A 14981-nucleotide genomic window follows, 5' to 3' on the forward strand; every position below is an offset into this window, starting at 1 on the left:
CTTTTCGCCTTGTGCGTACAGAATAAGGCTTTGAGGTGTGTAGAATCGTCGCCCATTTCCACGCGTCATTCATGGCCGAGAGGCCCACAGTTCGAGCTCATTGAATGCATTCACAGGCCCATGACGTTGGTGCGCCCTCATTGCTGGAAGCGTTGCGCACAGGCACGGCCCTGTTGCATGTGGCGCTGGAAAAGCGCCTGCCGTTTTTCACCGAACGCCTGGATGCAGGCTGGTATCGGCGCCTGCTCCAGGCGTATTACGGTTTTTATGGTCCAGTCGAGTCAGCACTGTACGACAGTGGCTTGATTCCTGACGGCTACGACTGCGCGTTGCGTGTGAAAACGCCGACGCTGGTCAGTGATCTCAATGCCTTGGGCCTGGATGACCGAGCTGTCGACACCCTGCCCCGTTGCCTTGAACTCCCCACGTTCGACACCCCCGCTGCCTGCCTGGGCGCCTTGTATGTACTCGAAGGCGCGACCCTGGGCGGCCAAGTACTGCGCCGGGAAATGGACCAGCGCCTGAACGTGAATGCCGACAACGGCGGTGCGTTTCTCAATATCTACGGGGTAGAGACCGGCCGACGCTGGAAAGACTTTCTTGATTACCTGGGCAACCAGCCACTCGACGCGCCAGCCAAACGGCGCGCAGTGGACGCTGCCCGATCAACATTCAGCTGCTTTGAGCAATGGCTCGACAGCCAGGAGGTACTGCTATGAAACCCGAAGATTTTGAAGAGCTGCTTGCCAACTGTGCCGACGAGCCCATCCGTTTCCCCGGCGCCATCCAGCCCCACGGCGTGCTGCTGACGTTGTCGGAGCCGGACCTGAACATCATCCAGGTCAGCGCTAACGTCGCCACTTTGTTCGGCCATACCGCCGAGGCATTGCTGGGCCAGCCACTGCACACGCTGGTAGGTGCAGAGCACGCCAAGGCGGTTGCCGACATGGCGCAAAACAATACGTTTTTTGATGCGCCACCCTTGCACGTCACGTTTAACGGCGCGGAATTCGAAGGCCTGTTGCATCGCCATCAACAGGTGCTGGTACTGGAGTTCGAGCCGCTACTCAAAGACTTCCGCCCACGGGCGCTGAATGGTCGCACCAGTGACCTGGGCAAAATGCTGCAGCGCTTGCAGTCGGCGAAAACCCTGCAAGCACTGTACGAAATCAGCGTGAATGAAATCCAGGCCATGACCGGGTACGACCGGGTACTCATCTACCGCTTCGAAGACGAAGGCCATGGCCAAGTGATCGCCGAAGCGTCGGCACCGTCTATGGAACTGTTCAACGGGTTGTTCTTCCCCGCGTCCGACATCCCGGAGCAAGCCCGTGAGCTGTATCGCACCAATTGGCTACGCATCATCCCGAACGCGGCCTACGAGCCTGTGCCTCTGCTGCCCAAGCTGCGCCCGGACACCGGCCAGCCGTTGGACTTGAGCTTCGCCACCCTGCGCAGCGTGTCGCCGATTCATTGCCAGTACATGCAGAACATGGGTGTGTTGTCGTCCATGAGTATCTCGCTGATGAAGGGCGACAAACTGTGGGGCCTGATCAGCTGCGGCAACCGTGAGCCGTTGCTGGTGCCCAATGACCTGCGCACAGCCTGCCAAACCATCGGCCAGGTGCTGTCGCTGCAGATCAGCGCCATGGAAGCCCTGGACCTGAGCCGTCAGCGTGAAGAGAAAGTCGAGGCCCTGGCCTTGCTCGACCAGGCGATGAAGCGCTCGGAAGAAAACGTGTTCGACGGGCTGGCACAGCAAGGTCAGTTACTGATGGACCTGACCCTGTCCGGCGGTGTGGCGATCATCGAAGACAAGCAACTGCACCGCTACGGTAACTGCCCGGAGCCGGCGCAGATCCGTGCCTTGCACAAGTGGCTGCAAGAAGGTGGCGAGCCGGTGTTCTCCAGCCATAACCTGTCGTCGGTGTACCCGCCGGCCGTCGAGTTCCAACAGGTAGCCAGTGGCGTGCTGGCGATGAGTCTGCCCAAGCCTGTGGATAACGGCGTGCTGTGGTTCCGCCCGGAAGTGAAAGAGAACATCAACTGGAGCGGCGACCCGAAAAAACCGCTGGACCTGGAAAACTCCGACGCCGGCCTGCGCCTTCGCCCACGCACCTCGTTTGAAATCTGGAAAGTGGAAATGGCCGGCATCTCCACCAAGTGGAGCCATGGCGATCATTTTGCCGCCAACGATCTGCGCCGCTCGGCCCTGGAAAACGACCTGGCTCGCCAGGTGCTGCGCGAGCAACAAGCGGTGCGCGCCCGCGATGAGCTGGTGGCGGTGGTGTCCCACGACCTGCGCAACCCGATGACGGTGATCTCCATGCTGTGCGGCATGATGCAGAAGGCCTTCAGCTCCGATGGCCCACACACTTCGCGGCGGATTTCCTCGGCCATCGACACCATGCAACAGGCCGCCGGGCGCATGAACGTGCTGCTGGAAGACTTGCTCGACACCTCGAAAATCGAGGCCGGGCGCTATGTGGTGCGGCCGGTGATACTGGATGTGAGCCAGATTTTCGATGAGGCCTACTCGTTGCTGGCGCCCCTGGCGATGGAGAAAGGCATTGATCTGTCGTTCAACACCGAGCCGGGCCTGCAGATCAATGCCGACCCGGAGCGCCTGTTCCAGGTGCTGTCGAACCTGATTGGCAACGCCATCAAGTTCACTCCGCGCCAGGGCAACATCGGGATCAGCGCCATGAGCAATGGCGAAGAAATCGTGTTCTCGGTGCGCGATTCCGGCGAAGGTATTGCGCCGGAACAGCTGCCCCATGTGTTCGACCGCTACTGGACACAGGCGGAAAATAACCCGACCGGCAGCGGGCTAGGGCTGTACATCACGCAAGGCATCGTCCAGGCCCATGGCGGCAAGATTGTTGCCGAAAGTGAAGTGGGCCGTGGCAGCGAGTTTCGATTTACGGTGCCGAAGGTGATTGACGACTCGCATACCTGACGGACCTTGGGCTAAACAGGTAACACCACCACCACCTCCAACCCTCCACCCTGGCGCTCGGCCAGGGTCAAGGTGCCGCCATGTTCCAGCACAATCGCCCGAGCGGTAGAGAGCCCCAAGCCAACACCGCCCGTGCTTTTGTTGCGTGACCCTTCAAGGCGATAGAACGGCAGGAACACCTGCTCACGATGCTCAACGGGAATGCCTGGCCCGCGATCCAGTACTCGAACCACCACCTCTCCATTCTTCTGCTGCAACTCGATCTGCGGCGCGGTGCCGTAGTGAATCGCGTTGTCCATCAGGTTAGTCATCACGCGTTTGAGGCCCAGCGGACGGCCGAAATACACCAGGCGCGGCGGGCCGCAAAAGGTCAGTTCGATGGCTTGGTCACGGTAGTCGTCGATCAGGGTTTGCAGTAACTCCGCCAGGTCCAGTTGGGTGGCTTGTTCCAGCCGGGCGTCATCGCGGAAAAACTCCAGAGCGGTGTTGATCATGGCCTGCATTTCGTCCACGTCGCGAAACAGCTTTTGCTGTTGATCGGCGTCCTCGATGAACTCACCGCGCAGACGCAGCCGGGTCAGCGGCGCACGCAAGTCGTGGGAAATGGCGGCGAGCATTTGGGTGCGGTCCTGGATGAAATGCCGTAGTTGCGCTTGCATGCTGTTGAAGGCGAGGATCGCCTGGCGGATTTCGTGCGGGCCGACCGGCTCGATGGGCGGCGCCCGAAAGTCGGCACCAAAGCGCCGCGCGCCCTGAGTGAAGTGCTGCAGAGGTCGGGCCAGGCGACGGGTCGCGACCAGGGTGACCAGCGCGGTCGAGATCAGCACCAGCAGCACCACGATCAGGCTACGTGCACCATCGTCCAGCCCCCAACTGCGCGATGGCGCGCTGAACATCAGCCAGGATTGGTCGGCCAGTCGCACCAGCAGCGCATAGCGGCCGTTGCCGCCAGGCCAGTCAGACGGTTCATACGCCTCCATCGGACGAGGTGGCCCTTGAAGCAGGTGCTTGAACACCTGCTCGCCCGAGCGAAAATCAGGGTCGGCCAGAACGGGTAACCCCAAGGCCTGGCGCTGGGCGGCCCACGTCACCGTGAACCCTTCGTCACCGACTGCTTGGGCCAAATGTGAACGTTGCGACGGTTCGGAGGCCTCGACCACGCGCACCACCACGGCGATCCTTTCCAACAACCCGATTTCGGTCAGTGGGGGTCGGGCCCATACCCCTGCCAGTTGCACGAACAAAGCGTTGAACGCCAGCGCAGTCAACATCGCAATCAGGATGGTCAGCGCGATCCAGCGCGCCACGGTGTCGCGCGGACGCAGCTTCATGAACGGGTCACGCTGGCGGTGAATTGGTAGCCACCGTTGCGCACCGTGCGAATCATCGCCGGGCGCTTGGTATCGAATTCCAGCTTGCGACGCAGGCGGCTCACTTGCACGTCGATGCTGCGGTCGAATGCATCATGGCTGTGGCCGCGCGCCAGGTTCAGCAGTTGTTCGCGACTGAGCACCCGTTGCGGGTGTTCGACAAACACCAGCAGCAGGTCAAACTCGCCGGACGACAATGGGATCATCACTTGGTCGGGCGAACGCAGTTCGCGGCGCGTGAGGTCCAGTTGCCAGCCGGCAAAACGGATCAGCGGGCGCGCGGCATCGCCCAAGGGCGGCCGGCTCTCCCCCGCCCGGCGCAACACCGCACGCACTCGGGCCAGCAATTCTCGCGCGTCGAAAGGCTTGCTCAGGTAATCATCGGCGCCCATTTCCAGGCCCACAACACGGTCACTGAGTTCGCCCATGGCGGTGAGCATGATCACCGGCGTGGCGTATTGCTGCCGCAGGCGCTGGCACAACAGCAAGCCGTTGTCGCCGGGGAGCATCAGGTCGAGGATGATCAGGTCGGCGGGCTGGCGCTCCATGGCCGCCCACAGTTCGATGCCACTGGCCACGGTCTCGACCGTATAGCCGTGTTGCAGGAAAAATTTCTTCAGCAGGGCGAGGACTTCAAGGTCATCGTCCACGATCAACAGGTTGCTCACCGACGGTCTTCACTGGGCTGGGACAAGGTGTCATCTAAAACCATTCGGCGCGGCCCGTCATATATTTCAACCCTGCAATAAAGCGTCAACGACGCAATAAACCAGACATCTTTGCGCAAGCCCGCAATGCCAGCATCGGCCTCCCTTTTGCGGAGACTGTGCCCATGCGCTCGCCGACGTACCCCCAGCATCTGGCCCGCCAGGCCGTGCTGTTGTTGACTGTGTCTTACCTGACGGGCTGTGCGAGCCCGCCTCCCGTAACGCCCACCACGCAATGTGCACAGGTGAACTACCCGGTGTATGACCCGGCCGAACCGGTCAACCGTGGGGTGTTTGCCTTCAACCGTGCGGTGGACGACTACGCCCTGGCTCCCGTGGCTCGCGGCTACCGTTACCTGCCGGATTTTTTCCAGCAAGGTGTGCATAACTTCGCGAGCAACTTCAGCGAGCCGAAGGTGTTTATCAACGACCTGCTGCAAGGCAACCCGCGACGTTCGGTCAATACCCTGGGGCGTTTCGCAGTGAACACGACGGTGGGCGTGGTGGGGTTGTTCGACGTGTCAGACCGCCTGGGCATCCCGCGCCACACAGCAGACTTCGGCCAGACATTCGGCGTGTGGGGCATGGGCAGCGGCCCCATTGTCGAATTGCCCTTGCTGGGCACCAGCAACAGCCGGGACGCAGCGGGCAAGGTCTTGAGCTTCCTGGTCTCGCCGCTGGGCGACAGCGATACGGTACAGACCCTGGGCACCCTCAGCCTGGTCGGCGGTACGGTCGCTACACGGGCATCGCTCTTGCCGCTTACCGACAGCCTGCAGAAGCTGCCGGATTACTACAGCGCGTTGCGTAATGTGGTAGCGGAAAATCGGGCGGCGTTTGTGCGGGAGGGCAAGCAAGGCGCTACATCTCCCGGTCTAGACAGTTGCGCGAATGGCGTCTCTGACGACTTTTGAAAAACGGCGCCAACGTCAGTCATATCTTGCAGCAGCGCGTTTATAGCCGGTCTTTCTCACCCTCTATAGGTTTGGTCTCACTTCGCTCTGAAAGGCGAAGTAATCCTCTACTCCTATAGAAGGAAACATCCATGCTTAGCGCAATCAATCACTCACTGGGCAACTTTCAATACCCCCCACTGCAGCAGGATGATGCAGAGCCCCAGCGCAGGAAGCGCAGCATTGACGAAACACAACTGAACGCCGCTGACCCTGATCGCACCACGAACAGTGACCGACGCAGAAACGGCTGTGGGATGGACAGTCTGGGTCGCGGCCCGAGTGCTGTAACCGCCTCATGCGAAGGGCAGTGCACGGCCCTTCGTACTCTCCCTTAACAAAACCATGACATTTACTGGATTAATCTTGCCGGTTCAATCCAGCCTGGAAACCTTGCCTGCATGCCGCTCACCGACACACTGCCCGCAGTACTGGCCGGCCCACTGTTGCGACGCCTCGAACCTCGGCGCCTGGTGCTGTGGCTGGTGGGGAGCCGAGCACTCGAATTGACGTTGAAGCTGCATCTGCCTGCCCGAACCCTCGAGGTCCCCCTGGACAACTGCCAGGTCGTACGCGTGGGGCGCCATGCCTTTATCCACCTGATCGATGTGACACTGGACAACGCACTGCCTCTGGACGAGGCGATCAGCTACGACCTGTTGTTCGACAACACCGGAATCGCCGACTGGGCACCGCACCTGCTGTACGCCAACGCCCAATTCCCAAGTTTCGTTTTACACAGCCGCATCCATCAATTGGTCCATGGCTCATGCCGCAAACCCCACCACAGCGCCGATGAGGGCCTGCTGTGTGTAGACCGCCTGTTGGCCGACGCCCAACGCCCGAGCGACCGCCCGGCCCTGCTGATGATGAGTGGCGACCAGGTCTACGCCGATGATGTCGCCGGGCCGATGTTGCGGGCGATTCACGCATTGATCGCACGCCTGGGCCTGTTCGACGAATACCTGGAAGGCGCCGTAATCGATGACAGCGCCAGCCTCTATGAACATCACGCCAGTTACTACCATCGCGCCGACTTGCTGCCGGCGCTGGACAGCAACGAAACCCTGCGCGAACGCTTCTTTGGCGGTGTGAAAAAACCGATCTTCACCAGCAGCACCGCCGACAACCACCTAGTGACCTTTGCCGAAGTCATCGCGATGTACTTGCTGGTGTGGTCGCCAACGCCCTGGACGCTGATCACGCCTCAACCGCCGCATCTGAATACAGAACGTCAGCAGCGTTACGCCCGCGAACAAATACAAATAGATCGATTCCGCGACGGCCTGCCAGGCGTCGCGCGGGTCTTTGCCCACCTGTCCACCTTGATGATCTTTGATGATCACGACATCACCGATGACTGGAACCTCAGCGCCCAATGGGAAGAGACCGCCTACGGCCATCCCTTTTCCAAGCGCATCATTGGCAATGCTTTGCTGGCTTACCTGCTATGCCAAGGCTGGGGCAACCAGCCGGATGCGTTTGGTGAACTGATCGACCAAACCCAAGCGCTCACTGCTCAGCCCCAAGCCAACCATCTCGACGCCACGGCGCAGGATGAACTGCTCGAAACACTGCTGAAATTTCAACGCTGGCACTACGTACTGCCTACCACCCCTGCCCTGGTGGTGCTCGACACCCGCACCCGTCGTTGGCGCAGCGAGTTCACCCTCAAGCAACCGTCCGGCCTGCTGGACTGGGAAGCCTTGAGCGAACTTCAACAGGAACTGCTGGACCACCCCTCGGCCATCATCGTCTCACCCGCGCCGATCTTTGGCGTCAAGCTGATCGAGACGGTACAGAAAGTCTTCAGCTGGTGCGGCCACCCCTTGCTGGTGGATGCGGAAAACTGGATGGCCCATCGCGGCGCTGCACAGGTGATCCTCAATATCTTCCGCCACTCACGCACGCCAGGTAACTACGTGATCCTCTCCGGTGACGTGCACTACTCGTTCGTCTACGAAGTGCTGATCCGCCATCGCAACGCCCGCCCCAGGCTCTGGCAGATCACCAGCAGCGGTATCAAGAACGAATTCCCACCACGACTACTGGAGTGGTTCGACCGCCTCAACCGCTGGCTCTACTCGCCCCGTTCGCCCCTCAACTGGTTCACGCGCCGCCGCACCATGCAGGTGGTGCCACATATTCCTGAGCATGCCGAAGCCGGTGAGCGGTTATGGAATTCAGCGGGGATCGGCCAGGTGTTTTTCAATGAGCAAGGTCAGCCTGAAGCGATTTACCAGCACAACGCGGATGGGAAGGTGCGGACGAGGATGGTGGCGCCAAACTAATAGCCTATAGCCATCAATCGTAAGCCGTACATCTGCCCTATTCAAAGCCTCCAGCCCCCGTTGTACAGTAGCCCCAGCCAAGGAGTATCGGCGACAACCATGGCAGGCTTCAGATGCCTGCCTATGCAAGGGAATGCGCAGATGGACGATACCTCCGACAATAACCCGTTGAAGCAGGACTTCTCTCACTTCAACGCCGACATGCTGCACACCGTCCTGGAGCTGGTCAGCGACGGGATCTGGGATTGGAACGCCAATACCGGGTTCGTCTACCGCAACCCCGGCTGGTACGAAATGCTTGGCTATCATCGCCATGCACTGGAGAACAGCGTGTTCACCTGGGAGAACGTGATCCACCCGGATGACTCCCCCGACGTGATGAAGGTGTTCGACGACTACATCCACCGTCGCGCCCCCCATTACCAAGCCGAGTACCGTTGCCGTAAAAAAGATGGCAGCTACCTGTGGATCGAAGACCGCGGCTACGTGATCGCGCGCAATACGGATGGCTCGGTCGCGCGCATGGTCGGTGCCCATCGCGATATTCATCTGCGCAAATGCTCTGTCGAGCAGTTGGAACGGCGCAATCAATCCCTTGAAGCGCTGGTGGCCGAACGCACGCGCGAGCTGTCGCGGGTCAATCAGCAGTTGCAGCTACAGTTGGATGAAAACCGCTCCCTCGCCGAAAGGGATGCCCTGACCCTGGTCGCCAATCGCTACCGCCTGGAAAAAGTGTTGCTGGAAGAGTGCGACCGCGCCCAGCGCTTTCGCCTGCCACTGGTGCTGATTGCGATGGATATCGACGACTTCAAGTCGATCAATGACCGATACGGCCACGGTGTGGGCGATCAGACGCTGGTGCAGGTGGTTGAATGCCTGCAAAGCTGTATCCGCCCAAGTGACTTGCTGGCCCGATGGGGCGGCGATGAATTTGTGCTGGTCTTGCCCAAAACCTCGCTGGAGATCGCCAAGACAATGGCGGCGAGTATCCGTTTGAAGTTGAAGAACAGCCCGCACCGGGACGACTTCAAGGTCACCCTGAGCCTGGGCGTGGCCGAGCGTCAAACGGAGGAGCCCCCCGCCGCCTTGATTGCGCGCGCCGATCAGGCGTTGTATCGCGCCAAAGCGGCGGGGAAGGATGGGGTGTCCGAATGACACCCCGGCGTGTCAGCGAACCGGCGGAGCGTACTGGATGCCGCCGTTGTTCCACAGCGCATTAAGCCCGCGCTTGATCTTCAGCACGCTGCCCTGGCCGATGTTGCGCTCGAACACTTCGCCATAGTTGCCCACTTGCTTGACGATCTGCACCACCCAATCCTTGCGCAGTTTCAGGTCCTTGCCGTATTCGCCGTCCGCCCCCAGCAACCGCGCGACATCAGGGTTCTTGGTGGTCTTGGCCTGTTCTTCGACGTTCTGCGAGGTGATGCCCATTTCCTCGGCATTGAGCATCGCGAACAGGGTCCATTTGACGATGCTGAACCACTCGTCATCCCCCTTGCGCACCAACGGCCCCAGCGGCTCCTTGGAAATCACTTCCGGCAACACCACGAATTCGTCAGGGTGGGCCATCTTGATGCGCTGGGCGTACAGGCCCGACTGGTCGGTGGTCAGCACGTCGCAACGCCCGGCCTCCAGGCCCTTGGCGCTTTCGTCGGCGGTGTCGAAGGTGATCGGCGTGTACTTCATGCCATGGGTGCGGAAGTAATCGGACACGTTGAGTTCGGTGGTGGTGCCGGCCTGGATGCACACGGTGGCGCCGTCCAGTTGCTTGGCTGCGGTGACGCCCAATTTGTTATTTACCAGGAAGCCGATGCCGTCGTAGTAGGTCACGCCGGTGAACACCAGGCCCATGCCCGAGTCGCGGGAACTGGTCCAGGTGGTGTTGCGTGAGATCAGGTCGATTTCACCGGATTGCAGCGCGGTGAAGCGCTCCTTGGCGGTCAACTGGGTGAATTTCACTTTCGACGCGTCGCCGAAAACAGCCGCCGCTACCGCGTGGCACACGTCCACATCGATACCGGTCATCTTGCCCTTGCTGTCCGGTACGCCGAAGCCCGGCAGCCCGTCACTGACACCGCACTGGATAAAGCCTTTTTTCTGGATAGCGTCCAGGGTCGTGCCCGCCTGGGCGGTACTCGCCAAGCCCAGCACGGCGGTGGCACCGATGGCGGCCAAAGTAGTTTTGAATGGGTTCATGCAAGGCGCTCCCTGTCATTCCTTATTATTCGGCGCTCCACAGCCCGCGCCGGTTTATAGTGCTGCCGGGCAGTATCAACGGCTTTGCGCCACTGCCACAAACGACCTTTAGGCAAAGGCTCCTTCCGATTTGGAATGAAGTGCATGATTTCAAAACGTTTGACCCCCTCGATGACGGCCCTGCAATGCTTCGAGGCCGCCGCCCGCCATTTGAGTTTCACTCGCGCCGCCGAAGAGCTGCACCTGACCCAGAGTGCGGTGAGCAAGCAGGTGGCGCAGTTGGAAGAGATGCTCTGCCACAACCTATTCGAACGGGTGCGTCAGCGCCTGTACCTGTCGCCGGCGGGCTCGTTGTACCTGGCCGAGGTGCACAAGATCCTCACCCAGGTGGACATCTCCAGCCGCTACATCCTCACCTACGGCGGCGAGACTGAAGTGCTGCGCATCGCCACCCAGCCAACCTTCGGTGACCGCTGGCTGGTGCCCAAGCTCAAGGACTTTGCGGCGAAACATCCGAATATTCATCTGGACGTGCGCAACGAGCTGGAGCCTTTCGACGTGTTGCAGGCCAAGGCCGACATCGCATTTTTCTTCGGTCAGGGCTCCTGGCCGGGGGCGACCTGCCTCGAGCTGTTTCGTGAGACGGTGGTGCCGGTGTGTGCACCAGGTTTTGTCGCCGAAGGCAGCGATGCCTCGTCACACCACACCTTGTTGCAATGCACCTCGCGCCCGGAAGCCTGGCACGAATGGTTCCTGGAACAGGGCCTGCACTCACAGAATAGCTACCATGGGCCGCGTTTCGACACGTTCTACATGTGCATCCGGGCGGCACAATCAGGCTATGGCGTGGCGCTGGTGCCGCAGTATCTGGTGGCGGACGAATTGGCCCAGGGCAGCCTGATGATTCCCTGGAACTATGCAATGCCCAGCAGCGGCGCGCACTTCATCGCCCATGCCGAACATGCCGGCGAGATCCCCAAGGTGAAAGCCTTCCTCAACTGGATGGTGGAGTACGTCGGCGCACATCCCGACTTTCAGTCATGACCCGGCGACTTTATTTCGTTTGCGGCAAGGGCGGGCGCCCGGCTTAGATAAAAACAAGCCCGTCACTGCCGAGTCCCCGATTCATGAGCCGCGAAACCATCAGCCAGTCGATTTCCATCGTTCACCCCATCAGCCTCAGTCACGGCAAAAACGCTGAGGTCTGGGACACCTCGGGCAAACGCTATATCGATTTTGTCGGCGGCATTGGTGTGCTCAACCTCGGTCATTGCCACCCCGGCGTGGTCGAAGCCATTCGTGACCAGGCGACTCAGTTGACCCATTACGCGTTCAACGCAGCACCTCACGCGCCCTACATCGAGCTGATGAACCGTCTTACTGCGTTTATCCCGGTGGACTACCCCGTCAGCGGCATGCTCACCAACAGCGGCGCGGAGGCGGCGGAAAACGCGCTGAAGATCGTGCGCGGCGCCACCGGTCGCAGCGCAGTGATCGCATTTGATGGTGCCTTTCACGGCCGCACCCTGGCCACGCTCAACTTGAATGGCAAGGTCGCGCCCTACAAACAAAAGGTCGGGGTACTACCCGGCCCTGTGTATCACCTGCCCTACCCTAGCGCCGATAACGGCGTGACCTGCGCCGAAGCGCTGAAGGCCATGGACCGCCTGTTCAGCGTGGAAATCGACGTCAACGACGTGGCCTGTTTCATCATCGAGCCGGTGCAGGGCGAAGGCGGGTTCCTGGCGCTGGACATTGAATTCGCCCAGGCGCTGCGGCGCTTTTGCGACGAAAACAACATTCTGCTGATTGCCGATGAAATCCAATCGGGCTTTGGCCGTACCGGCGAGCGTTTTGCTTTCTCGCGCCTGGGGATCGAGCCGGACTTGATCCTGCTGGGTAAAAGCATCGCCGGCGGTGTACCGCTGGGCGCCGTCGTAGGGCGCAAGGCGTTGATGGACAACCTGCCCAAAGGTGGCCTGGGCGGCACGTACTCCGGCAATCCCATCGCCTGTGCAGCAGCGCTGGCAACGCTGGATGCAATGACCGATGAACACCTGAAAACCTGGGGCTCACAGCAAGAAGAAGCCATCGTCAGCCGTTATGAGACCTGGCGTGCACAAGGCCTGACACCCTACCTCGGCCGCCTGACCGGCATTGGTTCCATGCGCGGCATCGAACTGGCCAACACCGACGGCACACCCGCGCCGAAACAGCTGGCCCAACTACTCGGCCTGGCGCGGGACGCCGGTTTGTTGCTGATGCCCAGCGGCAAGTCGCGGCACATCATCCGCCTGCTGGCACCGCTGACCATCGAGCCTGCGGTGCTGGAGGAAGGCCTGGAAATTCTCGAGGCCTGCCTCAAACAGTTGGACTAGTAACGCGCATCGACAGGTTTACCGCCGTTCGGCCAATCCTTGACCTTGTCCGGGAAGTCCGGGCGCGGTTGGCCGGAGAAATACGCCGCCACATCCACCGCTTCCTGGTCCGACAAGCCGCCCTGCCCCAACGGGAATTTCTCGTGGAAGCCAATCGGCATGTTGCGTTTGACGAACGCCGCGGCCGTGTAGGTGCGCGCCATGCCGGCACCGATGTTGAACGATTGATCGCCCCACAGCGGCGGATAGATCAGTTCGCCATCGGCCCGTGCCAGGCCCTGGCCGTTGTCGCCATGGCACACAGCGCATTGCTTGGCGTAGACCTGTTTGCCATTGGCCAGGTCCGGTTTGATCGCCGGGTCGACCTTGCCCACGCCGCGCCCGGCCACGTTGTCTTCGGGGCGGGTGTTGTTTTTCATCCAGTCGAAGTAGGCGACCATCGCTTGCATGTCCGCCGATTGCGGCGGCAGGGGTTTGCCATTCATCGAGCGACGGAAGCAGCCATTGATGCGCTCTTCCAGGGTCACCACCTTGCCCGCGCGCGGCGCATAGCTGGGGAAAAACGCCGAGACGCCGACAAACGGCGAGCCATCCGCCACCGTGCCGGCATTGAGATGGCAACTGGTGCAATTGAGCGAGTTACCGACGTTGTTAGGCAGCAACTCCTTGGTTTGCAGGTGCAGGCGCATACCTCGAACCACCTGGTCGGCGTTGGGCGCCGCGAGCAACTCGGCCAGGCGCGGGGTTTCGAAGGCCGACGAATCGGTGGTAGCTGGGTTGAGTTGATCGCGCAGTTTCTTCACCTGGGCAGCGCTGATAGGCGTGCCTTCGTTACCCCAGCGGGTGCGCACGAAACTGAGGATCTCGGCGATTTCCTGATCCTTCAAACGGGCGAAACCCGGCATGGTGTAGACCCGTGGATGCGTTGCCGTTTGTGCGGTTTCCCAGCCCGTCAGGGTGATGTGCAACAGTGACGTCGGGTTGCTGGACGCAATGCTCGGGTTGCCGGCCAGGGGTGGGAACAGACCTTTCACACCCGCACCGTCGCTGCGATGACAGTCGCTGCAGAACTGCAGGTACCCCAGGCCGCCACGGCTGGTGAACAGATCTGCCGGTGGCGTGGCAGGCGCCAGGGCCACGGACGGCATGGGCAGGTCGTCCTTGCCGGGCGGCAGCGACTTCAGATAGCTAGCGATGGCGGTCAGGTCATCATCGCTAAAGTGTTGGGTGCTGTGGTGAATCACATCGGCCATGTTGCCGGCGACCGTGGCAAAGCGGTTCTGCCCGGTCTTGAGCAGTTGCACGGTGTCTTCCACCGTCCACAGGTTGCGCAGGCTCAGGGCACGCCAATGCTCGACGGTTTCACCGGCCAGGTAGTGCTGGCCGCTGGAGCCTTCGTCGCTCATGGCTTTTTCCTGGAACGCGATGCCCCGTGGCGTGTGGCAGGAGCCACAGTGGCCCAGGCCCTGGACCAGGTAGGCGCCACGGTTGAGTGGTTCGTCGCGTGCCGGATCCGGCTTGAAAAGCCGTTTATCGACGAAGGCGAAATTCCACAGGGCCAGGCCCCAGCGCTGGTTGAACGGAAAACCCATGTCCGCCTCAAGATTGGCCTGCTGCACCGGCTCGACGCCTTGCATCAGGTAGGCAAACAGGGCACGCATGTCCGTTTCGCTCATCTTGGCGTAGGACGGATACGGCATCGCCGGGTACAGGTTCATCCCCGTCGGCGTCACGCCTTCGCGCATGACGCGGTCAAACTGCTCGAAAGTGTAGGCGCCAATGCCAGTCTCGCGGTCCGGCGTGATGTTGCTCGAAAAGATCGTGCCCATTGGCGTGCTCAGTTCCAGGCCGCCGGCCATCACCTTGCCTTGCTTGGCGGTGTGGCAGGCGATGCAGTCGCCCAGTTGCGCAACGTATTTGCCCTGTTCGATCAGCGAAGCGTCGGGAACGTTGGCGTGCAGGGGAAGAGACAAGCAGAGCGTCGCCCCCAGCAAGGCCAGGCGGGAAAGGGAAAGCGCCATCGCATTAGTCCTTTAATAACCTGGCGTGGGGCGGTCCCCTCAGCGCAGGTCAGTGGTCGTTTTTATGGGTTCATCAGGCCTCTGTGTTGTAACGGTTTTGGGGGCG

Annotated in this window: 11 protein-coding genes; 7 read left to right on the forward strand and 4 right to left on the reverse strand. The window is 60.9% G+C overall.

Annotated features, from left to right (window positions below; all coding sequences use genetic code 11):
* Nucleotides 1-104: 104 nt before the first annotated feature.
* Nucleotides 105-719: a biliverdin-producing heme oxygenase gene (locus tag AYR47_RS01445; RefSeq protein WP_061434009.1), complete on the forward strand. Its 615-nt coding sequence runs from the start codon at nucleotides 105-107 to the stop codon at nucleotides 717-719.
* Nucleotides 716-2959, forward strand: a complete 2244-nt coding sequence (locus tag AYR47_RS01450) for an ATP-binding protein (protein ID WP_061434010.1) — start codon at nucleotides 716-718, stop codon at nucleotides 2957-2959. Before AYR47_RS01445 ends, AYR47_RS01450 begins: the two co-directional genes overlap by 4 nt.
* Nucleotides 2960-2970: 11 nt before the next feature.
* On the opposite strand, the gene AYR47_RS01455 is transcribed toward AYR47_RS01450, so the two are convergent.
* Entirely contained in the window at nucleotides 2971-4290 is a 1320-nt protein-coding gene (locus AYR47_RS01455) for a sensor histidine kinase (RefSeq protein ID WP_061434012.1), read from the reverse strand.
* Nucleotides 4287-4997 (reverse strand): response regulator, encoded by a 711-nt coding sequence (locus tag AYR47_RS01460; protein WP_033896231.1) that lies wholly within the window; start codon nucleotides 4995-4997, stop codon nucleotides 4287-4289. Before AYR47_RS01460 ends, AYR47_RS01455 begins: the two co-directional genes overlap by 4 nt.
* A gap of 164 nt (nucleotides 4998-5161) precedes the next feature.
* Between AYR47_RS01460 and AYR47_RS01465 the strand changes: the two genes are divergently transcribed.
* From AYR47_RS01465 to AYR47_RS01475, 3 genes are all read left to right on the forward strand, one after another.
* Entirely contained in the window at nucleotides 5162-5950 is a 789-nt protein-coding gene (locus AYR47_RS01465) for an MlaA family lipoprotein (protein ID WP_061434014.1), read from the forward strand.
* A gap of 440 nt (nucleotides 5951-6390) precedes the next feature.
* Nucleotides 6391-8280 (forward strand): hypothetical protein, encoded by a 1890-nt coding sequence (locus AYR47_RS01470; protein WP_061434016.1) that lies wholly within the window; start codon nucleotides 6391-6393, stop codon nucleotides 8278-8280.
* Nucleotides 8281-8421: 141 nt separating this feature from the next.
* Nucleotides 8422-9435, forward strand: coding sequence for a sensor domain-containing diguanylate cyclase (locus AYR47_RS01475; protein WP_061434018.1), 1014 nt, complete (start codon nucleotides 8422-8424; stop codon nucleotides 9433-9435).
* A gap of 12 nt (nucleotides 9436-9447) precedes the next feature.
* Here AYR47_RS01475 and AYR47_RS01480 read toward each other — a convergent pair whose 3' ends face one another.
* On the reverse strand, nucleotides 9448-10476 hold the full coding sequence (locus AYR47_RS01480; RefSeq protein ID WP_033896227.1) for an amino acid ABC transporter substrate-binding protein: 1029 nt from the start codon (nucleotides 10474-10476) through the stop codon (nucleotides 9448-9450).
* Nucleotides 10477-10620: 144 nt separating this feature from the next.
* On the opposite strand from AYR47_RS01480, the gene AYR47_RS01485 reads away from it, so the two are divergent.
* Together AYR47_RS01485 and AYR47_RS01490 are read left to right on the forward strand one after the other, a co-directional pair.
* Entirely contained in the window at nucleotides 10621-11520 is a 900-nt protein-coding gene (locus AYR47_RS01485; RefSeq protein WP_061434020.1) for a LysR substrate-binding domain-containing protein, read from the forward strand.
* An 83-nt stretch (nucleotides 11521-11603) separates the two neighbouring features.
* Nucleotides 11604-12854, forward strand: coding sequence for a 2-aminoadipate transaminase (locus AYR47_RS01490; protein WP_061434022.1), 1251 nt, complete (start codon nucleotides 11604-11606; stop codon nucleotides 12852-12854).
* Here the strand turns inward: AYR47_RS01490 and AYR47_RS01495 are convergent.
* A complete protein-coding gene (locus AYR47_RS01495; protein ID WP_061434024.1) occupies nucleotides 12851-14875 on the reverse strand; it encodes a c-type cytochrome in 2025 nt (674 codons plus the stop codon). The genes AYR47_RS01490 and AYR47_RS01495 overlap by 4 nt on opposite strands.
* Between the last annotated feature and the right edge of the window lie 106 nt (nucleotides 14876-14981).

The sequence above is a fragment of the Pseudomonas azotoformans genome, assembly GCF_001579805.1.
In the GTDB taxonomy this organism is placed as follows: domain Bacteria; phylum Pseudomonadota; class Gammaproteobacteria; order Pseudomonadales; family Pseudomonadaceae; genus Aquipseudomonas; species Aquipseudomonas azotoformans_A.

What these genes read in the sequence shown, in the direction of transcription:
- AYR47_RS01445 (WP_061434009.1), top strand. Translation starts at nt 105, where the DNA reads ATGCATTCACAGGCCCATGACGTTGGTGCGCCCTCATTGCTGGAAGCG.
- AYR47_RS01450 (WP_061434010.1), top strand. Translation starts at nt 716, where the DNA reads ATGAAACCCGAAGATTTTGAAGAGCTGCTTGCCAACTGTGCCGACGAG.
- AYR47_RS01455 (WP_061434012.1), bottom strand. Translation starts at nt 4,290, where the DNA reads ATGAAGCTGCGTCCGCGCGACACCGTGGCGCGCTGGATCGCGCTGACC.
- AYR47_RS01465 (WP_061434014.1), top strand. Translation starts at nt 5,162, where the DNA reads ATGCGCTCGCCGACGTACCCCCAGCATCTGGCCCGCCAGGCCGTGCTG.
- AYR47_RS01470 (WP_061434016.1), top strand. Translation starts at nt 6,391, where the DNA reads ATGCCGCTCACCGACACACTGCCCGCAGTACTGGCCGGCCCACTGTTG.
- AYR47_RS01475 (WP_061434018.1), top strand. Translation starts at nt 8,422, where the DNA reads ATGGACGATACCTCCGACAATAACCCGTTGAAGCAGGACTTCTCTCAC.
- AYR47_RS01480 (WP_033896227.1), bottom strand. Translation starts at nt 10,476, where the DNA reads ATGAACCCATTCAAAACTACTTTGGCCGCCATCGGTGCCACCGCCGTG.
- AYR47_RS01485 (WP_061434020.1), top strand. Translation starts at nt 10,621, where the DNA reads ATGATTTCAAAACGTTTGACCCCCTCGATGACGGCCCTGCAATGCTTC.
- AYR47_RS01490 (WP_061434022.1), top strand. Translation starts at nt 11,604, where the DNA reads ATGAGCCGCGAAACCATCAGCCAGTCGATTTCCATCGTTCACCCCATC.
- AYR47_RS01495 (WP_061434024.1), bottom strand. Translation starts at nt 14,875, where the DNA reads ATGGCGCTTTCCCTTTCCCGCCTGGCCTTGCTGGGGGCGACGCTCTGC.